21 protein-coding genes are annotated in these 23,275 nt (G+C 71.2%); 14 read left to right on the plus strand and 7 right to left on the minus strand.

The features are described from left to right. Positions 1-197 precede the first annotated feature (197 nt). The 3 genes from LXT23_RS00425 (at position 198) to LXT23_RS00435 (ending at position 6,137) form a co-directional block, all read left to right on the plus strand. The gene (locus LXT23_RS00425) at positions 198-1,262 is read left to right on the plus strand and encodes a polysaccharide lyase (protein WP_253978036.1); all 1,065 of its coding nucleotides are present in this window, start codon (positions 198-200) and stop codon (positions 1,260-1,262) included. 132 nt (positions 1,263-1,394) lie between these two features. Further along, positions 1,395-2,093 (plus strand): hypothetical protein, encoded by a 699-nt coding sequence (locus LXT23_RS00430; protein WP_253978037.1) that lies wholly within the window; start codon positions 1,395-1,397, stop codon positions 2,091-2,093. A gap of 3 nt (positions 2,094-2,096) precedes the next feature. Beyond that, positions 2,097-6,137 carry an NHL domain-containing protein gene (locus LXT23_RS00435; RefSeq protein ID WP_253978038.1) on the plus strand — a complete coding sequence of 1,347 codons (4,041 nt, stop codon included), beginning with the start codon at positions 2,097-2,099 and terminating at the stop codon, positions 6,135-6,137. On the opposite strand, the gene LXT23_RS00440 is transcribed toward LXT23_RS00435, so the two are convergent. Together LXT23_RS00440 and LXT23_RS00445 are read right to left on the minus strand one after the other, a co-directional pair. Further along, positions 6,087-6,716, minus strand: a complete 630-nt coding sequence (locus LXT23_RS00440) for a peptidoglycan-binding domain-containing protein (protein WP_253978039.1) — start codon at positions 6,714-6,716, stop codon at positions 6,087-6,089. The two genes, LXT23_RS00435 and LXT23_RS00440, sit on opposite strands and share 51 nt — an antisense overlap. After that, the gene (locus LXT23_RS00445; RefSeq protein ID WP_253978040.1) at positions 6,713-7,078 is read right to left on the minus strand and encodes a hypothetical protein; all 366 of its coding nucleotides are present in this window, start codon (positions 7,076-7,078) and stop codon (positions 6,713-6,715) included. Before LXT23_RS00445 ends, LXT23_RS00440 begins: the two co-directional genes overlap by 4 nt. A gap of 186 nt (positions 7,079-7,264) precedes the next feature. Between LXT23_RS00445 and LXT23_RS00450 the strand changes: the two genes are divergently transcribed. Then, complete coding sequence (locus LXT23_RS00450) at positions 7,265-7,669, plus strand: VOC family protein (RefSeq protein ID WP_253978041.1); 405 nt, start codon at positions 7,265-7,267, stop codon at positions 7,667-7,669. A 16-nt stretch (positions 7,670-7,685) separates the two neighbouring features. Here LXT23_RS00450 and LXT23_RS00455 read toward each other — a convergent pair whose 3' ends face one another. Further along, entirely contained in the window at positions 7,686-8,231 is a 546-nt protein-coding gene (locus tag LXT23_RS00455; protein WP_253978042.1) for a MarR family winged helix-turn-helix transcriptional regulator, read from the minus strand. Positions 8,232-8,318: 87 nt separating this feature from the next. Between LXT23_RS00455 and LXT23_RS00460 the strand changes: the two genes are divergently transcribed. After that, positions 8,319-8,552 (plus strand): Rossmann-fold NAD(P)-binding domain-containing protein, encoded by a 234-nt coding sequence (locus LXT23_RS00460; protein ID WP_253978043.1) that lies wholly within the window; start codon positions 8,319-8,321, stop codon positions 8,550-8,552. Positions 8,553-8,603: 51 nt separating this feature from the next. After that, complete coding sequence (locus LXT23_RS00465) at positions 8,604-9,155, plus strand: metal-dependent hydrolase (RefSeq protein WP_253978044.1); 552 nt, start codon at positions 8,604-8,606, stop codon at positions 9,153-9,155. Positions 9,156-9,231: 76 nt separating this feature from the next. Here LXT23_RS00465 and LXT23_RS00470 read toward each other — a convergent pair whose 3' ends face one another. Then, positions 9,232-10,371 carry a tetratricopeptide repeat protein gene (locus LXT23_RS00470; protein ID WP_253978045.1) on the minus strand — a complete coding sequence of 380 codons (1,140 nt, stop codon included), beginning with the start codon at positions 10,369-10,371 and terminating at the stop codon, positions 9,232-9,234. Between the two features lie 14 nt (positions 10,372-10,385). Beyond that, positions 10,386-11,585, minus strand: a complete 1,200-nt coding sequence (locus LXT23_RS00475; protein WP_253978046.1) for a hypothetical protein — start codon at positions 11,583-11,585, stop codon at positions 10,386-10,388. A gap of 268 nt (positions 11,586-11,853) precedes the next feature. Here LXT23_RS00475 and LXT23_RS00480 point away from each other — a divergent pair, with 268 nt between their 5' ends. From LXT23_RS00480 to LXT23_RS00515, 8 genes are all read left to right on the plus strand, one after another. Beyond that, positions 11,854-14,016, plus strand: coding sequence for a mucoidy inhibitor MuiA family protein (locus LXT23_RS00480; protein ID WP_253978047.1), 2,163 nt, complete (start codon positions 11,854-11,856; stop codon positions 14,014-14,016). A gap of 10 nt (positions 14,017-14,026) precedes the next feature. Then, on the plus strand, positions 14,027-15,592 hold the full coding sequence (locus tag LXT23_RS00485) for a mucoidy inhibitor MuiA family protein (RefSeq protein WP_253978048.1): 1,566 nt from the start codon (positions 14,027-14,029) through the stop codon (positions 15,590-15,592). A gap of 52 nt (positions 15,593-15,644) precedes the next feature. Beyond that, entirely contained in the window at positions 15,645-16,331 is a 687-nt protein-coding gene (gene sitA6 / locus LXT23_RS00490; protein ID WP_253978049.1) for a SitA6 family polymorphic toxin lipoprotein, read from the plus strand. 3 nt (positions 16,332-16,334) lie between these two features. Beyond that, positions 16,335-17,039 carry a SitI6 family double-CXXCG motif immunity protein gene (gene sitI6, locus LXT23_RS00495; protein ID WP_253978050.1) on the plus strand — a complete coding sequence of 235 codons (705 nt, stop codon included), beginning with the start codon at positions 16,335-16,337 and terminating at the stop codon, positions 17,037-17,039. A 136-nt stretch (positions 17,040-17,175) separates the two neighbouring features. Then, positions 17,176-17,883, plus strand: a complete 708-nt coding sequence (gene sitA6 / locus LXT23_RS00500; protein WP_253978051.1) for a SitA6 family polymorphic toxin lipoprotein — start codon at positions 17,176-17,178, stop codon at positions 17,881-17,883. Positions 17,884-17,886: 3 nt separating this feature from the next. Beyond that, positions 17,887-18,591, plus strand: a complete 705-nt coding sequence (gene sitI6 / locus LXT23_RS00505; protein ID WP_253978052.1) for a SitI6 family double-CXXCG motif immunity protein — start codon at positions 17,887-17,889, stop codon at positions 18,589-18,591. Between the two features lie 332 nt (positions 18,592-18,923). Continuing rightward, a complete protein-coding gene (locus tag LXT23_RS00510) occupies positions 18,924-20,387 on the plus strand; it encodes a sensor histidine kinase (RefSeq protein ID WP_253978053.1) in 1,464 nt (487 codons plus the stop codon). Further along, positions 20,387-21,760 carry a sigma-54-dependent transcriptional regulator gene (locus LXT23_RS00515; protein ID WP_253978054.1) on the plus strand — a complete coding sequence of 458 codons (1,374 nt, stop codon included), beginning with the start codon at positions 20,387-20,389 and terminating at the stop codon, positions 21,758-21,760. The genes LXT23_RS00510 and LXT23_RS00515 overlap by 1 nt, the downstream gene beginning before the upstream one ends. Here the strand turns inward: LXT23_RS00515 and LXT23_RS00520 are convergent. Then, positions 21,757-22,569: a glutaminyl-peptide cyclotransferase gene (locus LXT23_RS00520; protein ID WP_253978055.1), complete on the minus strand. Its 813-nt coding sequence runs from the start codon at positions 22,567-22,569 to the stop codon at positions 21,757-21,759. The genes LXT23_RS00515 and LXT23_RS00520 overlap by 4 nt on opposite strands. Positions 22,570-22,587: 18 nt before the next feature. Then, a complete protein-coding gene (locus tag LXT23_RS00525) occupies positions 22,588-23,034 on the minus strand; it encodes a response regulator transcription factor (RefSeq protein ID WP_253978056.1) in 447 nt (148 codons plus the stop codon). Positions 23,035-23,275: the final 241 nt, after the last annotated feature.

The following is a 23,275-nucleotide window of genomic DNA, read 5'->3' on the forward strand; positions in this document are numbered from 1 at the left end:
CCTCCGCGCATCCCGCTGGAATCATTGCGACCTCAACCTTGCTGGCGGCGGGAGCCGCGGCCGCGGGGTGGGTCGCCAGCCCCCCGTCCCGCAGGGCGAGCCCCTGGACGAGTGGGGGTTGGCAGGGGGGCACGAGCGGGAAGTGGCCAGCCCGCCCGAGTGTCCCTATGCGCCAACCCGGAACGAAAGGACCTCGCTTGCCGCATCTCCTTCGCCTCGTCGCCATGCTGTCTCTGCTTCCCGCGCTCGCCTCCGCAGGCACCGTGTGGAAGGGCGACTTCGAGACGGGAAACATCTCGCAGTGGACGCGGTCCCAGAGCGTCGCCAACAGCCGCCTCCAGGTCGTGTCGGACGTCGTTCGTGAGGGCCGCTATGCGCTGAAGGCCACCGTGCGCCAGGGGGATGACCCCATCGGTGCCAGTGGCAACCGCAACGAGCTGCTCTACATCAGCCAGGAGAAGGCCGGCTCCACGTGGTTCTACAAGTGGAGCACCCAGTTCCCGAAGAACTACCCCAGCGCGGACAGCTGGCAGGTCTTCGCCCAGTGGCACCAGGAAGGGTGCTGCGGCTCGCCGCCGCTGGAGTTCTTCGTGCGCGGCGAGGAGATGAACATGCGCGTGGGCGGCGCGAGCGGCCCTGTTGTGTGGCAGGCCCCGCTGGACCGCGGCCAGTGGCACGACTTCGTGCTGGAGGTGAAGTGGTCCTCCAACAAGAAGGTCGGCTACGTGCAGCTGTGGCACAACGGCGAGCTCGCGGTGCCCAAGACGTATGCCGCCACGCAGTACGGCAGCGAGTTCAACTACCTGAAGCTCGGCCTGTACCGGGATGACTCCATCCGCCCAGAGGCCTACGTCTACCACGACGGCTTCACCATGGCCTCCAAGCTGGAGGACGTGATGCCGCCGGCCCCGGCGCCAACTCCCGAGCCCACTCCCGAGCCGACGCCTCCGGTGGTGAGCGTGCCCGAGCTGCCCACGACGCCTTCCGAGCCGGAAGTCCCGGGCACCGGGCCCGAGGCGCCGGTGGCCGAGACGCCGGCCCCCGTGCTGGGCAACCAGCCGGGCCTGGGCGTGATGCCTGGCGACGACCTGCCCGGCACGGGCGCTCCGGGTGACGCGCCCGGCGGCGCGCCCCAGGGCTGCGGCGCTTCGGCCACGGGCACGGGCGGCGTGCCGCTCATCGCCGCGGGGCTGCTCGCCGTGGCCGCGCTGGTCGGCCGTCGGCGCAAGCCCGCCGAGGCTCGCGCCCGCGCGCGCCGCTAGACGCCACCGACGTCAGGGAAGTCTCCGGCGGGCTCATCCGAAAAGGGTGGGCCCGCCTTTTTTCTCGAGGCCTCCGCGCGCGAGCTCCCCGGCCCGCGCCGAAGGGGCTCGCGCACCTGATATGAACCGTGGATGCCACGCCCGTGCCTCAACCCCCGCGTCCACGAAGAGCTCCAGGCATGCCAGCGCTGCGACCGGCTGCTGTGCGTCATCTGCAATCAGGGCCCGGCCTGCGGTGAGGGCTGCGTGGCACAGGACGCCCCCCCGGTCGTGGTGCACCAGGTCCTCCTCTACGACGAGGGCGAGGTCAGGATGCAGGACGCGCTCCGGGAGGAGAACCCCGTGCTGCGCTACTACGCCTATATCCGCGACAAGTCGCCGGAGGACTCGCGCGGCGTGGACAACCTCCATGTGCTGCTGGAGGCCTTCGTCGCCGACTGGTTCGATGGCTTCAGGGACGACCTGCGCGACTTCCCGAACTGGCACACCAGCGCTCATGCCTCGGGCTTCTGCGTGCTCGACGTCTGCCACCTCGAGGACCGGCTGCGCGACGAGCTGGTGAGGGACGACCAGGGCCGGCCCTCCTTCTACGTCGGCAACTGGGTGGAGGTGTTCTGCCGGGAAGACCGCCCGGACGAGGGCGCGTACCTCGAGGTCGCCCGGTACCTGCCGGCCTGGAACGACACCAACCCGGCCCGGGTCGGCTCTTCCGGACGGGAGGACTCCGTCTTCATCACGGGCATTGCCCGCATCCGTCCCACGCAGAGCGGGCTGCGCAAGCTGCGCACGCTGGAAATCGGCCTTCAGGGCCACAACCCGGGAGACAACTGAGCCATGGCCAGGGTCAATCTCGTGCAGGCCACCGCGGACACGCTCCTCAACAACTGGTTCCCGGTGGGTCCGGACACCATCCCCCGGTTCGTGGTGGTGTGTGACGTGGGGCAGGGCAACTGCAACGTCGTCTTCAATGACGAGTGGCGGCCCTTCATCTACTACGACATGGGCGGAGGGATGAACGGCAGCCAGTTCACCTATCCCCACCCGGCGCCGACGTTCTGCCTCGACGTCAACTACAGCCTCTTCATCCAGTCGCACTGGGACGAGGACCACTACCGGAGCATGTCCGAGCAGATTGGCCTGGGCAACCTCAACAACCTGGTGTGCCTCGCACCGTCCCAGGACTCCGGCGCCACGGCCTGGCGCCAGGCCATCGCGGCCAGCGCCGCGGGGCATGGCATGAAGACGTACGTGGCAAACGCCGGCACCCTGAACTGCTGGCCGGACGAGAACCACGCCAACGCGCCGGCCATGGCCCACTCCACGTACTCGCACTTCCGTGTGTTCAAGGTCTCCGGCAAGGACACCAACAACTCGGGGCTCGCGCTCCGGCTGCAGGAGCCCGGCGGGGCCAACCAGTTCATGCTGCTCACCGGTGACTGCACCTTCGAGCGGCACCGGGCGCAGAACACCGCGCCTCACGGCTGCGACGGGACGTGCGTGGGCATGGTGGCCGGGCACCATGGCGCGGCCGTCGGACATGCGGCCTACATCCCCAGGCCCGCGGCGGGCCAGCCCGTGCTCCTGGCGTACTCCTTCGGGTGGGGCAACGAGTACGGCCACCCGAACGGAAACCGGGGCGCCGCCGCCTATGAGGGACGCGGCTGGGACGACGACCACCGGATGGACACCGGCGGCGCGGAGGTCACCGCCCGGTTCGCGGGGCCCCGCGGCAACGTGGGGCTGGTGTGGCCGGGTGCCGCCCTGGGCCCGTGCTCGGTGGCCCCCGGCGCGAATGCGCTCGCCATCAACCGGGCGGCGGTGTCGCTGCTGGCGGCGACCTCGGCGGAGGTCGAACTGTACGAGGGCGGGCTGGCCAACGGGGACGCGGTCGCCGTCGGAGCCGCCTTCCAGGCCGCCCACGAGGCCCGGGTGCCCGCGGTCGCCGCGGCCCTGAGTGTGCCCGCCGTGCAGGCCCCCGCGCAGACCCTGGCCCAGGTCGCGAACACGATGGCCCTCGCGGGCGGCGGCGCGGTCCATGCCACCGTCACCGCGGCCCTCAACGTGGCCGTCGCGACGGCGAACGCCGCGAACCATCCCAACGCGCAGGAGATGGCCCGCGCCGCCGTGGAGTGCGTGATGGTGGCGGCCGCCAAGGTGGCCCAGGAGGTCTCCGGCTGGGTCCGGACGATGGTGGATGGCCTGCTCGCCGAGGACCCCGGGCTCGGGCTGCCCTCACAGGCCCGGTACGCCGCCGCCGAGGCCTACGGCTGCGCGAACCATGCGACCACCCGGCGCGCGGCCGGGGAGGCCATTCCGGCGGACTTCCTCCAGGAGTTCCGCACGGCGGTCCATGCACGCGGCGCTGCCAACGTCCCGACGACGGACGCGCTGCGCGACGCGGTGAGCACGGCGGTGGCGGCGGCGGCCCAGGCCCTCATCGGCCAGACGGGCGGCCTGTCGCAGGCCCACCAGCCCCCCGCCGCCGCGGCGGTCGCGGCGCTGCAGCTGGGTGGACTGCGGGATGACATCCGGGCCGCCCTCTCCGCGGCGGCCGCGCTCGTGCCCGCCATCGCCATCAACCCCCACGCCGGGCGCCCGGCGACGCTCACCAACAACGAGAATGCGAAGCTGCTGCCCAGGATTGGCGCCATCGCCGCCATCGTCGGCACGCCCAGCGGCCACATCGACCAGGTCGCGAGCGCGGCGGTGGCGGCGGCCCGCGTGGCCCTCGCCGCCGCCTCGGGTGCGCCCCAGGTGGGCTGCCACCGGATTCCCCGCACGTGTCCGAATGGCCCCTGCTCGCTGTCCGTCCACTACTTCCAGGGGATGTTCCCGGCCAACGTCATCACCTTCGCCGGGGATGGGAACAACGCGAACACCGGGGATGGAGGGCGGGCCCCCGCCGCGCGGTTCACCACACCCTCACACGTCACCCAGGACAACAACTGGAACCTCTACGTCTCCGACGGCGGAAACCACCGCGTCCGCAAGGTGAATTCCACCGGCCTCATCACCGCGCTGGCCGGAGATGGGAACCAGGGCTACCAGGGTGACTCCGCCGCGCAGGCGACCGCCGCCAGCCTGAGACAGGCGACGGCGCTCGCCGTGGCCCCGGGACGCAACCTCCTCTTCATCGCCGACGCCGTCTCCCACCGCGTGCGGCAGGTCGACCTGTCCACGGGCATCATCTCCGCGCTGGCCGGGAATGGGACCCAGGGCTTCGCGGGCGACGGCGGCCCGGCGACGGCCGCGCACCTGAATGCGCCCATGGGCCTGGCCTTCGACGACCACGACGGGCTGCTGTACATCTCCGACTCGGGCAACCACTGCGTCCGCGCCGTGGCGCTGGCCACCGGGCGCATCCAGACGGTGGTGGGCGTGGGCGGCGTCGCGGGCAACACCGGTGACGATGGCCCGCCCACGGCGGCGAACCTGCGCACGCCCCGGGGCATCTGCATGGACGGCGGTGGCAACCTGTACATCGCCGACAGCGGCAACCACCGCGTGCGGTGGAGCACCGTGGGAGGGCTGAAGGCCTTCGCGGGAACCGGGACGCAGGGCTTCCTGGGAGATGGCGCGGCCGCGGAGAATGCCCGGCTCAATGCCCCCACCGGGGTGGCGGTCGACGACAATGGCATCGTCTACATCGCGGACAGTGGCAACCGGCGCATCCGCGTCGTGGACGGCGGTGACATCGACACGTTCGCGGGCACGGGCCATGCGGGCAACAATGGCGACGGTGGCGCGGCCACGGCCGCCCGGCTGGACGCGCCCGTCGCGGTGGCCGTGAACGGCACCTCCGTCTACATCGTCGACCAGAACCAGCACCGCGTGCGCGTCGTCGACACGAACACCGGCAACATCGCCGCGTATGCGGGCAGTGGGACCGCGGGCTTCCAGGGAGACGGGGGCGGCGCGGCCGCGGGGCGCCTCCAGGGCCCCCTGGCCATCACCCCGGGCTCCGGCGCGGTGTTCATCGCCGATGGCGGCAACCACCGCGTCCGCAAGGTCGCCGCCGGGACCCTGTCGACCGTGGCCGGTGACGGCACCAACGCGAGCACGGGGGACTCCAACACGCTGGCGCTCAACGCGCGGCTGCACACGCCCATGGGGACGGCGTACGACCCGAAGCACAACATCCTGTTCATCGCCGACTCCGGCAACCACCGGGTCCGCAAGGTCGAGCTGACGACGGGGCTCATCTCCCTCGTCGCGGGCAACGGGACGGCCGGCTTCCAGGGCGACAACGGGCTGGCCACGGCCGCGCGCCTGCACACCCCCACGGACGTGGGCTTCGACAGCGAGACACAGGTGCTCTACATCTGCGACCGGGGCAACCACCGCATCCGCAAGGTCGAGCTGGCCACCGGGCGCATCAGCACCTATGCGGGCGACGGCACCGGGGCCTTCGGCGGGGACGGCGGTGCCGCGAACGCCGCCCAGCTCCACGACCCCATCGCCCTGGCCGTGGCCGACTCCGGCGACGTGTTCGTCGCCACGGTGGGGGACCACCGCGTCCGGAGCATCGAGCTGGACACCGGCGACATCACCACCGTCGCGGGCACCGGCGTCCAGGGCATGACGGGCGACAATGGCAATGCGACGCTCGCGCGGCTCGACACGCCGAGCGGGCTGTCCGTGGACAACGCCGGCGTGCTCTACATCAGCTGCTCGGGCAGCCACCGCGTCCGCAAGGTGCAGGACGGCACCATCTCCACGGTGGCCGGCAGCGGCGCCAACGGCTTCGCGGGAGATGGGGGTCAGCCCACCGCCGCGAACATCAGCGCCCCGCGGGGCATCGCCGTGGACCTGGCCGGGCGCAACCTATTCATCGCGGACACGGGCAACCGGCGGGTTCGCCGCGCGTGTCTGTGAGGGCTTGAACGGCTTGGAGACCGGCGGCGTCCAGTGGACGCCGGTCTCCGCCACCGCCTCCGGCTGGCGGTAGACCTCGTCCAGGCGCTTCTGGGTCGCCGAATCCAGCGTCTCCGTCTCCTCGAGCTGGAACAGCGCCTGGAAGGAGCCCAGCGCCGCCTTCGTCTTCGGACCGGCCGTGCCGCTCCGCTCGCTGGCGAACCCGAGGTTCACCAGCCGCGCCTGTGCGCCCTCGAGCATCGAGGCAGGAAGCAGCTTGCCCAGCTCCAGCTTCCACACCCGCGGACGCGCGCCCTCCGCCTCGACGGGCCACACCTGGAGCCGCGCCTCGGTGGCATCCGACGGGAGCAGCTGGTCGATGAGCCCCTCCGGGGTGGTGACGCCCTTGAAAATCTCGGCGCCCACCTGGAGCTGGTAGCGCCGGTTCGCCTGGACGCCGAAAGACGCGTCGCGCAGGGCAATGCGAAGGCGCACCTTGCGGGCATACGGACAGGGCTGGACGGGGCTGCCCACCGGCTGGTCGGACTCCTTCCGCGCCGCCGCATCCAGGTTCGCGAAGCTGTCCCGGGAGTCGCTCATCCCAGCACCTGCTGGACGTGCGCGCAGAGCTGGTCCATCCGCACCGCCGCGGGGACTCCCGGCGCGCCGAGGATGTCTGCCGCCCACGGGTAGCGGACGTCGGACTCGAACCCGGGCCCGAGCGCGAACACGACATTGAGGAAGCGCAGCACGTCGCGCTGCGCGCTTACGCCATGCGCCTGGGCCCGCTCCACGCCTTCGCGGACCCGGCCGCGCAGGCCCGCGTCTCCGAGCTCGCGGCAGGCGTCCGGCCAGTAGCGCACCAGGTCCTCGCGCAGGCGGTCCTCGAAGCGTTGGCGGAGGTCGGCGGCGAGCACCTCCATCTGCGCGGTCCGGATGGTCAGGCCCACGGGATTGCTCATGGCGTCACTATACCCCTGAGCACACCCTCAGCAGCGGCGGCGCCATGAAGCCCTGTCGTTACGGCCACTTGGCGGCGCGGAAAGGGAAGAACAAATCCCGTGTCGATCTCCCGGAGGCCCATTCGTCGCGTGGTTGAGGGCCGAGTCCGCACTGCCCGACCCACCCCGAGAAGAGGAGCAGCGACCATGGGAACCAAGATCTTCGTCAACCTGCCGGTGCAGTCCCTGAAGCGGTCCACCGAGTTCTTCGGCAAGCTCGGCTACACGTTCAACCCCAAGTTCACGGACGAGAACGCCACCTGCATGGTCATCAGCGAGGACATCTACGCGATGCTGCTGGTGAAGCCCTTCTTCAAGGGCTTCATCGGGAAGAAGGAGATTGCCGACTCCACCACGACGACCGAGGCGCTCATTGCCCTCTCCGTGGACAGCCGGGCGGCGGTGGACGAATACATGAAGAAGGTGCTGGAGGGCGGCGGCACGGAGACGAAGGAGCCCTCGGACCTCGGCTTCATGTACCAGCGCAGCTTCGCGGACCTGGACGGCCACCAGTGGGAGATCTTCTGGATGGACCCCAAGGCGGCCCAGTAGTCCCGAAGCCCCGGGCTCAGGGGTCCCGGAGCGCGGGGATGCCGGAGGCGACCTTGGCCATCAGCGTCCTCAAGGTGGTGCGCTCATCCTCGCTGAGGTTCGCCATGAGCGCGCCGATGCGGCGGTAGTGGTCGGGGAGCATGCCCTCGAGCAGGCGCCGGGCCTTCGGGGTGAGGTGCACCGTGTACATCCGGCGGTCCTCGGGATGGTCCTCGCGGGAGATGAGGCCGTCCTTCTCCAGCGTGTCGAGCAGGCCCGTCATGGTGGCCCGGCTGACGCCCGAGCTCTCCGCCAGGTCCGCCGGCGTCAGCGCCATGTCCCCCGTCTCCTCGGAGGAGTACAGGCGCACGAGCACGATGAAGCGCCCCATGGACAGCCCATGCCGTGCGACGTGCGCGTCGAAGGCACCGGACAAATCATTGGACATCTTCATCAGCGTGACGACCGTCTCGATGGCGCTCGTGTCGAGCTCGGGGAAGCGCTGGGCCAGTCGCTTCAGCCGCTCGTAGCGGGTCAGGGGGGTGTCGGGCGAGGCCATGGGTATCCGGAGCGCAGTGCCCATGTCGTAAGGCTCCTAATGATTTTCTGCAATAGGAAAGAAGGGAGGGCAGGCGGGACGGGGGGCGCGCTCTCCGTTATGGGTGCTCACGTGCTGGACGTGAAGGACCCCATCGTGCAGGCGGCACTGCGGACCGCATGCGAGGAGGCCGGGCTGCCGGACTCGCTGCGCGGCTGCGTGTATCCCCTGCTGAGGGAGCCGGAGGGCGACTGGCCCACCTGCTGCGGTGGAGGCTGCCTGCCATGCTCTTCCACACTCGTGGACGTAGCGGCTCGCACGCTGGTGCTGCTGGGCACGCCCCGCCGCTCGCCCATTCCAGGGTGAGTCCGGACCTGGGGGCGCGCGGGGCCGCGGGCGTCATAGGCTTGCATGGACATGAATCCCATCATCCATGCCGAGCTCGCGTGGCTCGCGGCCCAGGGCCTGCGCGAGCGCAGGGACCGCATCCTCGTCGTGTGCGCCGGGCTGGCGCCGGACCTGGACGGCCTCACGCTGCTCGCCGGTGAGGAGCTCTACGGGCGCTATCACCACGTCCTCTTCCACGGCTACGTGGGCGCGCTCGTCACCATGGCGGTGTGCGTGGCGCTGGCGCGGCAGCGCGTCCGGGTGGCCGGCCTGTCGCTCTTCGCCTTCCACCTCCACCTGCTGTGCGACCTGGCGGGCAGCGGCCCCGGCTGGCCCATCTTCTACTTCTGGCCCACCAGCATGCGGGAGTGGTTCTGGGACGGGCAGTGGGACCTCGCCTCCTGGCAGAACAGCGTCATCGGCCTCGCCGTCACGCTGGCGTGCCTCGCCTGTGCCCTGCGCTGGCGGCGCACCTTCGTGGAGGTGTTCTCCGTCCGCTGGGACGCGGAGGTGACGCGCACGCTGCGGCGCCGGTTCCTCGGAGAGGCGGACTCTCCGGGGCCCACACCGCCGGCCGCCTGAGCCGCGCCCGCCGCCACTCGGGCCAGGGCCGACTCCTCGGGGCCCCCGCCGCCGGCCGCCTGGGCCGCGCCCGCCGTCACTCGGGCTGCGGACAGTCGCGCTCCAGCGCCCGCCGCTCTTCTTCCGGCATGGCGCGCGCCGTGTCGGGCGCGAGCGCGCGGAAGCGCTCACACTTCTCCTTCGCGTCCGGCTCCTGGCGCAGGTGACGTGTCACGGTGTCCGCCGCCCGCCGCAGCTGGCCCTTGCTCTTGTAGAGCTTCTCCAGCAGCACGTGCGTCTCCTCCGGCTTCGGGTTCTCCTGCAGCTGGCGCTCCGCCGCGCTGATGGCCTCGTCCACCCGGCCCTCCCGCGCCAGCTCCGACGCGCGCTCCAGGTCCTCCGTCTTCGTGCAGTAGGGCAAGAGCGACCGCACCCGCTGGGCCAGCGCGCCATCGGACTCGTAGAGCTTCGTATCCACGGAGCGCCAGATTTCGCACCGCGTGCCCCGGCGCTCGCCCTGCATGAGGCGGGAGACCCGCTCCGTCAGCCGCGTCGCCGCGTCGGAGCGCCCCAGCTGCTGCAGCCGCTTCGCGAAGGACAGGTGGTCCACCGCGTCCTGCGAGTCCCGGTACGGGCTCACCTCCAGGTGCTTCTCGTAGCTCTTCACCGCCGCGTCCACCTCGCCCGACTTCAGCTCCGCCTGGGCCAGGTCCTTGTTCGCCTGCGGGTGCTTGGGGTTGAGCTCCACCGTGCGCCTGAGCAGCGGCACCCGCTCCGTGCTGTTCTTCCTGCGCAGGCTCAGCTCCCAGTAGGGCCGCGCGTCCTTCGTCTTGCGGCCCACCAGCTTCTCGTAGATGCCGAGCGCGCGCTCGCGCAGGCTCCCCCGCGAGCGGGCCTGCGGCGCCTCGCGGTACGACGTGTTCCAGTACGCCTGCGCCAGCGCGAGCTGCACGTCCGTGTTGTCCGGGTCCGTGCGCTCCGCTTCCTGGAGCAGGCTGATGGCCTTCTGGCAGCGGGCCTTGTCGAAGCCATCCGAGGCACAGGACTCCTGCGCCAGGCGGATGCCCTCCGTGCCCGCGGGGGACAGCTCGGCGGGCTTCGCCACCGACGGCGTCGGCGCGGCCGACGGAGGCTGCGGCGGCTCCGAAGGGGCCGGAGGCTGCGCGGGCGCCTGGGCCCAGGCCAGCGCCGGGACGAGCAGCGCCAGCCCGGCGATTCGGGTCGGAAACGAAGTCATGGGTCGCTCCTTGCTCACCGCTCCACGTGGACGTGGTCGGCGGCTTCGTCGTTGCAGTCGAGGAACGTCGTCGGGCCGTTCTCGCTGTAGCTGTCGTCCTCGCCGACGAGGCGGATGCCCGCCAGCTCCACGATGCACATGAGGTGGCTCGCGTCCTTGCCCGGGATGGCGAGGAAGCGCGGGTCCAGGTCCAGGGCCATGCCCCGCGTGTGCCGGCTGTCGATGGACTTCGAGCCGACGAACCGGTTGCGCTGCGGGTTGCGGTACGCGCTGGTGATGATGGTCTCCAGCTTCACCTGCGTCTTCCGGTTGTTGGCGAGCGTGTCGGCGATGCGGTTGGGCCCGGCGAGGATGGGTCCCGAGCAGCCGTTGTTGATGCGCTTGCCCGCGCACACGTCGTCGCCCTTGGGCTCGGTGTCGCCCAGCGGCCCCAGCATCAGCACCGACGGGCCGGGGGACACCACGACGGAGCTGGGGCTCGGGGCCTGCGCGCCCACCCGCACCACCTGCACGTCGTCATTGAGCAGGCGGTTCACCTCCGCCTCCAGGTCGCTCGCGAGCCGGTCCAGCTCGCCCGGGTTCTCCTCGACGATGACGGTGTAGTTGCCCCGGTTGAGCGTGGGGCGTCCCGGCACGCGCACGTGGGCGAGCGTCGGCTTGAACTGCGTGCCGTAGTCCACGTACTCCTGCCGGAGGATGTCCGCCTCCTCCTGGCGGACGAAGGTGGTGGGCGGCAGCTTCGCCTCCAGCGTGCGGCCCTCCAGCGCCAGCGAGGCCACCACCTCGTACTCCAGCGGCTGGTTGGGCTCCCGGCTGCCGGTGAGCGGCAGCGCCGAGCTGCCCCGGAACACCAGCTCCGCGCCCGTCGCCTCGGCGGGGGCGGCGGGTCCGGTGTGCGTGCCCACCGGGCGCACCGTCCAGCGGATGGCCTCCGCCAGCTTCGCGTCGCCGCCCTGCACCCGGGCGCGCGCCACCATCTCCTCCTGTGTGACGAAGGAGGTCCGGAGCGGCGCCGTGCCCGCCTGCCGGGTGAAGACCTCGGTGATTTCCAGCGTCACCTCACGGCCGCCGGACTCCGCCGAGTCCTCCGCCAGCGGCGGGCCACTGCCACCAGTCCCCGGCCCGCCTTCGTCCCCATCACCGCACTTGCAACCCGAGGCCAGCACGACCCAGGACAGGGCCACGACCAGCCACCCGCGTGGAGTCTTCTTCACGAGCGCTCACCCCCCACCGCGCCATCCGGGGAAGTCCCGCGAGGCACGGCCGTGTAGCGACGTGCGGCATCTTGTGCACGCGCACTGGCGCGGCCAGGACTCCTGCGCCGGCGGTGTCGATGAGAGGACGCGTGCGCGCGCGACGACGCACTCTCCGACGCTGCCCCTGCCCCGGGAGGCACCGCCGCCGCTTCCGGCGCCCTCCCGTGAGGCCACACAGCGGGTGAAGAAGGTGACAGTTGCTTCCTGAAGAGGACAGCATGGCGGGATGCTCCTTCTCGGACTCGGGCTGCTCGCCTCGAGCGTGCTGCCGGCCGCCACCGACGCACCCGTCACCTCCGTCACCGTCTTCAGCGACCGGGCGCGCGTGGTGCGCACCGCCACCGTCACCGTCACCGGTGCCCAGCGCGTGGAGCTTCCCCGGCTGCGCGGCTTCGTGGACCCCGCCTCCATCCGCGTCGAGGCCCAGGGCGCCGAAGTCACACACGTGGACGTGCGCGCCGTCAGCGCCCAGGCCTTCTCGCAGGACTCGGCGCGCAAGCTGCTGGACCGGCTGGAGCAGGTCGACGAGGCCCTGGTGCGCAACCAGGCCGAGCGCGACGCGTACCGCGCCCAGCTCGAGGCGCTCCGCCGCGTCCGGCCCACGGTGCGCGCCGAGGACGCCTCGGAGCAGCGCCCGCCGTCGCGCACGCAGACCTCCGGCGCGGACCCGGCCGCGTGGAGCACCGCCGCCACCTTCCTGGTGGACACCGCGGCCCGGCTGGAGGCCCGGCTGCGTGAGCTGGAGGAGCAGTCCCGGACGCTGGCGGCGGAGCGACACCAGCAGGCCGCCAAGGCGGCGGAGCTGGGCGGCGCGCCCCGGCAGCCCGGTGTGGAGGTGGCCGCCACCCTGAGCGGCAACGGCCCGGCGAAGGTGCTGCTCACCTACTTCACCACCGGCGCCCGCTGGTACCCGCGCTACGAGCTGCAGCTCCAGCCGGAGTCGCAGCGCGTGCAGGTGGCCTTCTACGGCCGCGTCAGCCAGGAGACCGGCGAGGACTGGGAGGGCGCGCAGCTCGCGCTGAGCACCGCCCTGCCCTCCACCGCCACCGTCCTGCCGAAGCTCACCACCTGGAAGCTGGGCTCCAGCGAGCGCTTCATCCCCACGCCGCTGCCGCACGACGAGGTCTTCCGCCCGGCGCCGCCCGCGCCCCCGCTCGGCCGTCCGACTGACCCCGAGTCCGAGCTGCGCCAGAAGCTCCTCGCGCGCGCGGGCCAGCCTGACCCGACGAGCACACCCGCGCCGTCCTCGGAGTCGAGCGCCGGCCAGTCGAGCCAGCTGCGGGGCACGGTCATCGACGCCCAGTCCCGGCAGCCGGTGCCCGACGTGGTCATCACCGTCACCAGCTCCGCGTTCCCCGGGGAGCAGACGGCGGTGACGGACGCCCAGGGCAACTACCTCCTCCCCTCGCTGCCTCCCGGCGTCTACACGCTGAGCTTCGAGAAGGAGGACTTCCGGATGCACAGGCGCCCCGACATCCAGCTCCGCAGCCAGCGCAACATCCGGGTGAACGTGGAGCTGCTGCCGGAGTCCCTGGGGGAAGTGGCGGAGGTGGTCGGCGCCCCGCCGACCATCGACGTCGGCTCCACCACCGCGGGCGTCAACGTCGACCAGGAGTTCATCAAGCGGGTCGCCGTGGCGCGTCCGGGCGGCAAGGGCGGCGCGGCCCGCTCCTTCGAATCCCTGGCGGAAGCACCGACGTCCGTGGGGCTGACGCCACCATCGGCCTGGACACGGCCCCAGGTGGACCCACGCCTGCCCGCGGCGCTCGCGGGAGGCTATGACCTGACGTTCAGCTCGCAGCGTCCGGAGACGGTGCGCAGCGGCCAGGGCGAGCGCAGCATCCCCCTGGTGTCCGAGTCCTGGCCGGTGCAGGTGGAGCGCAAGGTGTTCCCCGCGCTCGCGCCGGACGCATTCCTGGTGGCGCGGCTCGCGAGCCCCTCCCAGCGCGTGCTCCCGGGAGGCGAGGCCGCCCTCTTCGTCGGCGCGGACCCGGCCGGCACCGCCACGCTGGAGACGGTGGTGCCGAAGCAGTCCTTCACGCTGCCGCTCGGCCTCGACCGCGGGGTGCGCACGGCGCGCAACGTGCGGCTGCTCCAGGCGGAGAAGGGCCTGCTCTCGAAGGACGACCTGGGCACGTACGAGGTGTCCATCGAGGTGCCGAATCCGTACCCGTTCCCGCTGCCGGTGAGCGTGGTGGACCAGTGGCCGCTGAACACCGACGGGAAGGTGGAGGTGGCGCTCTTGAAGACCGAGCCCTTCGCGGAGCAGGACCCGAAGAAGGGCGAGCTCCAGTGGAACCTGGTGGTGCCCGCCTCCGGGAAGACCACCGTCTCCTTCCAATACACCCTGCGCCGCCCCCGGGGCTGGCGCCTGTACCAGCAGCACTGAGGAGCGCGCCATGCATGCCCTGCCCCTGACTGTCTGGGCGCTCGTCGCCTCCGCCAAGGTGTCCACCGTCGTCGTGTACCCGGACCGCGCGCAGGTGACGCGCGTGGAGACGGTGACGTGCAACGGCCCCACCAGCGCCCGCTTCGAGGCCATTCCTCCCGCCGCCGCGCCGGACAGCCTCCGCGCGAGGGCGGTGGGCGCCGCGGTGGAGGGGCTCGTCAGCGAGGAGCGCACGCGCGAGACGGCCTATGGCCCGGAGCGCGCGAAGCTGGAGGCCCGCCGCGACGCGCTCGAGCGCGAGGAGGCGGTGCTGGACGACGCCGCGGAGCGGGCGAAGGACCTGGCGAAGCTGGCCCAGGGCTTCACGGACGTGGCGGTGGACCGCGTCACCCGCGAGCTGACGGGCGGACGGCCGGACACGCGTGCGTGGGCCGCGGCCTTCGACTCGGCGATGGCGGTGCGGCTGCGCGCGGTGGCGGAGGAGCAGGCGACGGCCGCGAAGCGGCGGGAGCTGAAGCAGCGGCGCGACGAGGTGGAGGCGGAGCTGAACCGCGTGGAGGGCGCGGCCTCGAAGAAGGAGCGCCACGTGGAGGTGCGGCTGTCGTGTCCCGCGGGCACGCAGGCACGGGTGGAGCTGACGTACCTGGTGGGCGGTGCGAAGTGGGAGCCGGCGTACGAGGCGCGCGCGGACGAGGCCTCGCAGACGGTGGAGCTGACGACGCTGGCCACGGTGCGCCAGGCGACGGGCGAGGACTGGGCGGGCGCGAAGCTGCTGCTGTCCACGGCGCTGCCGCGCCAGGACGCGACGCCTCCGGAGGTGAGGCCGCTGTACGTCTTCGCGGAGGAGCGCGAGAAGGAGCGCAAGGTGCTGGTGCGCCGCGACGAGCAGCAGCAGCACGCCGAGACGGGCGACGCGCTGGACGCGGTGGCGGCGCAGGGGCTGCGCGCGGCGGCGCAGGGCTTGTCCGTGCAGTTGGAGGCGCAGGAGGCGGTGCGAGTCCCCGGGGACGGCAGCGAGGTGCGGGTGCGGGTGGCGCGGACGCGGCTGAAGGCGGGCTTCACGTGGCGCACGGTGCCCAAGCTGCACCCGGTGGTGTTCCGCGTGGCCCGGGTGACGAACGCGGCGCCCTTCCCGCTGCTGCCGGGGGTGGTGGACGTGTACCGGGAGACCGGCTTCCTGGGGCGGCAGTCCCTGTCACGCGTGGCGCAGGGCGCGCCGTTCGAGCTGACCTTCGGCGTGGAGGAGGGGCTGCGCGTGGAGCGGCAGGTGGTGCAGGAGCTGCAGACGGACAAGGGGCTCTTCAACGACAAGCGGCGCTTCCGGTACGTCTACCGCTTCGAGCTGGCCAACCTCCGCCCGCGCGCGGAGGTGGTGGAATTGTCCGAGCACGTCCCCGTGTCCGAGCTGGATGACGTGAAGGTGGAGCTGGAGCCGGAGACGACGGCGGGCCACGTGCTGCAGCCCGCGGACGGAATCGCCACGTGGAAGGTGAAGCTGGCCCCGGGCGAGAAGCGCACCTTGGACCTCGCCTTCCACGTGGACGCGCCATCCAGCTACGACACCGGAGGGCTGTAGGGCTTCATACGGGGTATGAAGCTCCCGGAACCCACCTCGGGAGCAGGCGGACATGAAGAGCTGGGCCCTGTTGCTGTGCGGCTTGCTGACAGCCTGTGCTTCGACACCCTCGCGAGAGTGTGATGACCCGGGCTCGGACCGGTGCATCACCCTGCTGTGTGGCATGGAGGCCTGCGGCCTCTACTTCTGCGAGGACGTGCAGCCTGGCCGTGTGGAACGCTCCCAGGCGGTGATGCCTGTACGTCCGCCTCCCGCGCGGGCGCCCACGGAACAGCTGTTTCCCTCCTCCAACCCGCAGCGCTTCTGGGGCAGCCGGCAGGGACTGCCGAAGCACGCGGAGCCCATCTTCATCATCCCCTGGAATCAGGCGAGCGAAGAGGTTGCAGCCCGGCTCCAGCAGGACAAGCACGACCAGGGCAAGCGCACCTGGGTGAAGCACCATGTGTTTCCGCAGGAGTTCAAGACGTGGTTCAAGGGCAAGGGCATCAACATCCACGAATGGACGCTCGTCATCGAGAAGCCCATCCACGAGCGAATCCACTACGGAGCTCGCGGAGGCCCCTGGAATGCGGCATGGCGTCAGTTCATCGAGGACAACAATGAGGAGGCCGGCGAGCAGGCCATTCACCTCTTCGCCGTGCAGCTGATATTCCGATTCGAACTCACAGGTCCCATCGTGCCGTACAACCGCAAGACGGTGGTTCCAGCCTTCCCCCTGGCGGAAGAGGACATCTACTGACCCATGCGGTTCTTCAGGCTCAAGGACGTCAATCCCCCGCGCTACTCGGGGGAGTACCAAGCGGACCACCAGTGGTTCCTTCCCGGTGTCCGCTGCCCCATGTGCCACGACACCTGGAGCTCCATTGGCGAGGCCTACCCTTGCGTCGACCTGTCGGCGCTGCCTGAGCGAAAGAAGTTCAAGGCACGACTGGAAGAAGACTTCGAGGAGTTCACCCGCCTGCGTGAGCAGGTGCGACCACTCGCTCCGCTGGGAGTGCCGCTCAAGCCAGGAACAGGACTGGGTCCGCTCGTGGGAACCGCACGGGGAAGCTTCGCACAGCTCGTCCTGCAGAACCCCTGGACGGTCCTCATGCACCGGGAAGCGCTGGAGCAGCTCCAGGCCGAAGGGGTGCGGGGACTGAAGGGCTGCCGCACGGAGCTGCGCTTCCGGGACAAGCACCCGCCCGAGCTGCTGGAGCTCCAGGTGGAGCCCGGCGGGCTGTTCCACCGCGACTGCCTCCCTCCGCACGTGCCGTGCCCCACTTGTGGCCCGCGCTTCAGCATGCCGCGCGAGCCCCTGCTCGACGCCGCTTCGCTCCCCACCGACCGGGACCTCTTCCGGCTCGCCAACTTCTCGACCGTCATCGTGGGCAGCGAGCGCTTCGTGGACACGGTGCGGAGGCTCTGCTTCGAGGAGGTCGACTTCCGCGAGCTGCCCACGCGCTGACGCGGGTCCCGGGTGAGCAGCGCACCGGGGGCCTCGCCTTCCACGTGGACGCACCCTCCAGCTACGACACTGGAGGGCTGTAGGCGCCGCATCCAGAGTATGAAGCTCCCGGACTCCACGCCGGGAGCTGTCGAACATGAAGACCTGGGCCCTGTTGCTGTGCGGCTTGCTGACGGCCTGTGCTTCGACGCCCTCGGGAGAGGAACGCCGGGCCAGCGCCGAGTGTGACGACCCCGGCGCGGACCGGTGCATCATCCTGCTGTGTGGCGTGGAGGCCTGCGGCCTCTACTTCTGCGAGGACGTGCAGCCTGGCCGTGTCGAGCGCTCGCAGGCGGTGATGCCCGTCCGTCCGCCTCCCGCGCGGGCTCCCACGGCACAGCCGATTCCCTCCTCGAACCCTCAGCGTTTCTGGGGCAGCAGGCAGGGGCTGCCGAGGAATGCGGAGCCCATCTTCATCATCCCCTGGAATCAGGCGAGCGAAGAGGCCGCGTCCCGGCTCCAGCAGGACAAGCACGACCAGGGCAGGCGCACCTGGGTGAAGCACCATGTGTTTCCGCAGGAGTTCAAGGAATGGTTCGCGATCAAGGGCATCAACATCCATGAATGGACGCTCGTCATCGAGAAGCCCATTCACGAGAGAATCCACCATGGAGCCAAGGGAGGTCCCTGGAACGCCGCCTGGCGGCAGTTCATCCGTGACAATCGAAGCACCGCAGGTGAACAGGCCATCCACCTCTTCGCTGTGCAGCTGATCTTCCGGTTTGAGCTTTCGGGTCCGGTCGTGCCCTACAACCGCAAGACGGTGATTCCTGCCTTCCCCCTGGCCGAAGAGGATATCTACTGAGCCATGCGGTTCTACTCCCTGGAGGAGGTCTCCTCTCCTCGCTATTCATGGTCGCTTCAGACGGAGCACCAGTGGCTTCTCCCCGGCGTCCGCTGCCCCACGTGCCATGACACCTGGGCATCCATTGGAGAAGCCTACCCCTCCGTCGACCTGTCGGAGCTTCCCGAGAGGAAGAAGCTGAAGGCCAAGCTGGAGGAGGACTTCGCGGAGTTCAGCCGCCTGCGTGAGCGGGTGCGGCGATTCGCACCTTCAGGAGCCCCGCTCACGCCAGGAACATCCTTTGGTGCGCTCCTGGGAAGGGCTCGCGGCCCTTTTCCCCAGCTCGTCCTGCAGAACCCCTGGACGGTCCTCATGCACCGGGAAGCGCTGGAGCAGCTCCAGGCCGAAGGGGTGCGGGGACTGAAGGGCTGCCGCACGGAGCTGCGCTTCCGGGACAAGCACCCGCCCGAGCTGCTGGAGCTCCAGGTGGAGCCCGGCGGGCTGTTCCACCGCGACTGCCTCCCTCCGCACGTGCCGTGCCCCACTTGTGGCCCGCGCTTCAGCATGCCGCGCGAGCCCCTGCTCGACGCCGCTTCGCTCCCCACCGACCGGGACCTCTTCCGGCTCGCCAACTTCTCGACCGTCATCGTGGGCAGCGAGCGCTTCGTGGACACGGTGCGGAGGCTCTGCTTCGAGGAGGTCGACTTCCGCGAGCTGCCCACGCGCTGACGCGGGTCCCGGGTGAGCAGCGCACCGGGGGCCTCGCCTTCCACGTGGACGCGCCTTCCAGCTACGACACCGGAGGGCTGTAGGCACGCCCCGGGGTGGGGCATCACGCCCCACTGGGGCAATCCGCCCCACCCGGCGGAGCCCTCTCCTCCTCTCAGAGGCCGCTGGCACAGCGGATGCTTTGAGCCGGGGGTGAGGCAAGACGTGGGGCCGGAAGCGGTCTCGCGCCTGTCTTGTTGCAGCACTCGCGGTACGTTCTGAGTACCCACGGCCCCGGTCCGTGCGCTTTCCCCCTCACGCGCGGACCGGGCCCTCTCTCTTCGAAACCGACCGTGAGACTCGCTCGCAAGTTCACCCTGGCCCTCGTGCTGCTCGCTGTGGCCGTCATCTCCGGGCTGCAGTACATCCAGGTGCGTCGGGAGCTGGAGCGCTCCGCCCTGGACATGCAGCTCGACCACCGGCTGCTCGGCCACACGCTGGCGGGCGCCATCGGCAAGGCGTGGCAGCTCGCCGGCGAGCGCGAGGCCCTCACCCTCCTCCACCAGTCCAACCGCTTCCAGGAGCAGGTGCACCTGCGCTGGGTGTGGCTCGACGGCGGGCCCGGTACCCCGCCCATGGGCTCCTTCCCGCCACGCCTGCTCGCCGCGCTGCGCTCGGGGATGGACGGCTCCATGGTGGACCCCAGCCCGGAGCCCGGCCTGCTGCACTCGTACACGCCGGTCGTCATCAACGGCACGCGCCTGGGCGCCATCGAAATCACCGAGTCGCTGGGCGAGCAGCGCATGCACGTGCGCACCGTGGTGATGGGCACCATCGCCGCCACCGCCGCGATTACGCTCGCCTTCCTCATCGCCGCCATGGCCATGGGCCGGCGCCTGGTGGGCGAGCCCGTGCAGCAGCTCGTCCAGCTCGCGGACCGCATCGGCCGGGGAGACCTCACCGCCCGCGTGCGCCTGCCCCAGAAGCGCGGCGACGAGCTGACCACGCTGGCCAGCGCCATGAACCGCATGGGCGAGCAGCTCGAGGAGACGCGCGCGCGGCTGGCCTCGGAGACGGCGGCGCGGCTGTCCGCCGTGGACCACCTGCGCCACGCGGACCGGCTCACCACCGTGGGCAAGCTCGCCTCGGGCGTCGCCCACGAGCTGGGCACGCCGCTCAACGTCGTCATGGGCCGGGCGAAGATGATTTCCAGCGGCGAGGCCGAGGGCGAGGAGGTGGGCGAGTGCGCCAACATCATCTCCCAGCAGGCCCAGCACATGACGGGCATCATCCGCCAGCTCTTGGACTTCGCCCGCCGCCGCCCGCTCCAGCGCGCCACGGAGGACGTGCAGGAGCTGGTCGAGCGCTCGCTCTCCCTTTTGCGCCCCATGGCGTCCAAGCGCAGCGTCGCGCTGGAGGCCCAGGTGCCCGCCGGGCTGGCGGTGGAGGTCGACGGCGGGCAGGTGCAGCAGGTGCTCACGAACCTGGTGATGAACGGCCTGCAGGCCATGAAGCGGCCGGGCACCCTGCGCGTGCGCGCCGTGGAGGAGCGCGCCGCGCCGCCCGAGGCCCTGGGAGGCCCCGTGGCCGACTACGTGCGGCTGGACGTGGAGGACGAGGGCGAGGGCATCCCCGCCGACGTGCTGCCCCACGTCTTCGAGCCCTTCTTCACCACCAAGGACGTGGGCGAGGGCACCGGCCTGGGCCTGTCCGTGTCCTATGGTCTGGTGAGGGACCATGGAGGCTGGATTGCCGTGCGCAGCGAGCCCGGACGCGGTAGCTGCTTCTCCATCTACCTGCCACGAGGAGGAAGCTGATGCCGGGCCGCGTCCTGGTCGTCGAGGACGAGCGCGAGATGCGCGCCATGCTGGAGAAGGGACTGACGCGCCGGGGCTTCACGCCGGTGGCGCTGCCGTCCGCGGACGAGGCCCTGACGCGGCTGGCCGCCGAGGACTTCGACGTGGTGCTGACGGACCTGCGCATGCCCGGCATGGACGGGCTGGCGCTGTGCGAGCGCATCGCCCTCAACCGCCCGGACATCCCCGTGGTGGTGGTGACGGCCTTCGGCAGCCTGGAGACGGCGGTGGCCGCCATCCGCGCGGGCGCGTACGACTTCGTCACCAAGCCCATCGACGTGGACGCGCTGGTGCTGGTGCTGGAGCGCGCCGTGCAGCACCGCGCCCTGCGCGACGAGGTGCGCCGGCTGCGCCAGGAGCTGGGCCGCCGCGACGACGGCGACGCCGTGGTGGGCGAGAGCCTCGCCATGAAGCAGGCCTACGCGCTCATCGACCGCGTGGCGGACCTGGACTCCACGGTGCTGATTACGGGTGAGAGCGGCACCGGCAAGGAGGTGGCCGCCCGGGCCGTCCACGCGCGCGGCCGGCGCAAGAGCGGGCCCTTCGTGGCCCTCAACTGCGCGGCCATGCCGGAGGCCCTGCTGGAGAGCGAGCTGTTCGGCCACGCGAAGGGCGCCTTCACCGACGCCAAGGCGGCGCGCACCGGCCTCTTCGTCCAGGCCCACGGCGGCACCCTCTTCCTGGACGAGGTGGGCGAGCTGCCCCTCACGCTCCAGCCCAAGCTGTTGCGCGCGCTGCAGGAGCGCGTGGTGCGCCCGGTGGGTGGGGACACCGAGGTGCCCTTCGACGCGCGCATCGTCGCGGCCACCAACCGGGACTTGGAGCTGGCCGTGGAGGAGGGCCGCTTCCGCGAGGACCTCTACTACCGGCTCAACGTCATCGGCGTGGAGCTGCCGCCGCTGCGGGCGCGCGGCAACGACGTGCTCGCCCTGTCCCAGCGCTTCATCGAGCAGTTCGCCGCGCGCACCGGCAAGCGCGTGGTGGGGCTGTCTCCGGCCGCGGCGCAGCGGCTGCTCACGTACGGGTGGCCGGGCAACGTGCGCGAGCTGCAGAACTGCATCGAGCGCGCGGTGGCCCTCACCTCCTTCGAGCAGCTCACCGTGGATGACCTGCCGGAGCGCGTGCGCAACTACAGCCAGCCCAAGGCGGTGCCGGAGAACACGGACCCGTCGGAGCTGGTGACGCTGGAAGAGGTGGAGCGCCGCTACATCCACCGGGTGATGGAGGCGGTGGGCGGCAGCCGGACGCTGGCCGCGCGCGTGCTCGGGGTGGACCGCAAGACGCTCTACCGCAAGCTGGAGCGCGACGACGAGGCGACGGCGAAGAAGCCCTAGCCCGCGGGCTCCAGCCGCACCTCGAACAGCCGGGGCCACCGCTTGCCCGTCATGAACATGCGGCCGGTGCCGGGCTCCACGGCGATGCCGTTGAGCACCGACTCGCGGCTGGTCAGCGCCGGCGCCACCGCGCGCACCAGCTCTGACGCGTCGATGACGGCCACCACCCGGCCCGTGGAGGGGTCTATCTCCACCACGTCCGAGCTGTGCCACACGTTGGCGTAGATGACGCCGTTGGCGCACTCCAGCTCGTTGAGCTGGTCCACGGGCTGCCCCTGGAGCGTCACCTCCACGGTGCCCAGCACGCGGAAGTCCTCCACCGCATGGAACGTCAGCGTGGAGCTGCCGTCGCTGCGCACCAGCTTCCCCTGCCAGTAGCACAGGCCCCAGCCGTCGCCCGCGTAGCGCGTCGTCTTCTCCCGGCGCGGGGGCATGCCGCTCCACGTGAAGAGCAGGCCCTCCGTCCAGGTGAGCTGGTAGAGGCGCTCACCGTCGCTGGCCAGCCCCTCGGTGAAGATGTCCCCGAGCTCCTCCAGCCACACCGGCTCCGCCGAGTCGAAGGAGAGCTGCCGCAGCGTGCCCTCGTGGCCGGTGCTCTCGAAGAGGTGCCCCTGGTGGAAGACGAGCCCCTGCGTGAAGGCGTCCGTCGCGTGCGGATACTCCTGGACGATGCGGGCCACGCGCCGCTCGGGCACCGGGTGCTCGGGGCCCTCCGTGCCTTCCGGAACGGGCCGGAGGGCGGGAGTGCAGCCCACACTCAGCGCGCTCAGGGTCAGCAGCCAGGACGGGTTCCGCGGGGACAGCCTCATGGCGGCGCACCTTACCGCTCAGCGCAGCGGAGGCACGAGCGCTTCCACTGCCGCGCACAGGTCCTCCATGGCGAACGGCTTGTTGAGCACACACGCCGCGCCCAGCTTTGTCGCATCCGCGTGCAATTGCGCGTCGCCAAAGGCGGTGATGAGGACGAAGGGCGTCGTCCAGCCGTCACGCCGCAGCCGGGCCAGCACCTCCAGGCCGGAGAAGCCAGGCATGCGCACGTCGGAGACGATGAGGTCCGGCCCCTGCGTCCGCTGCTCCATCAGGCCGTCGACGATGGCCTTCACCAGGCCCGGCCCGTCAGGCGCCTCCACCACGTCATAGCCCTTGCGCAGCAGGGCCCGCCGCAGCAGCGCCCGCATCTCCGGCTGGTCGTCCGCCACCAGCACGCGCGGCGCCCCCCGTCGCGTCGCCCACTCCCGCGTCGAGGGCGGGCACGTCCGCGTCTCCGCCTGCATTCCAGCGCTCTCTTCCGGCCCCATCAATGTCGGCTCCTTGCGGTGTGGTGGGCTCGCCCGTCACCCGCGTCCCTCCCACATGGGCAGACGGGGCACCGACAGGCCCGGCCGGACAAAGCATTGGCCATGCCACGCGCGCTCCAGGCGGTGCGACACCGTGAAGTCCATCTCGCCCTCCAAGGAAGACGAAGCACGGCGCGAGCTCGCTACCCTGCCCTACACGCGGGCGGGGCCGTGTGGC

This window comes from Pyxidicoccus xibeiensis (genome assembly GCF_024198175.1).
GTDB lineage: Bacteria > Myxococcota > Myxococcia > Myxococcales > Myxococcaceae > Myxococcus > Myxococcus xibeiensis.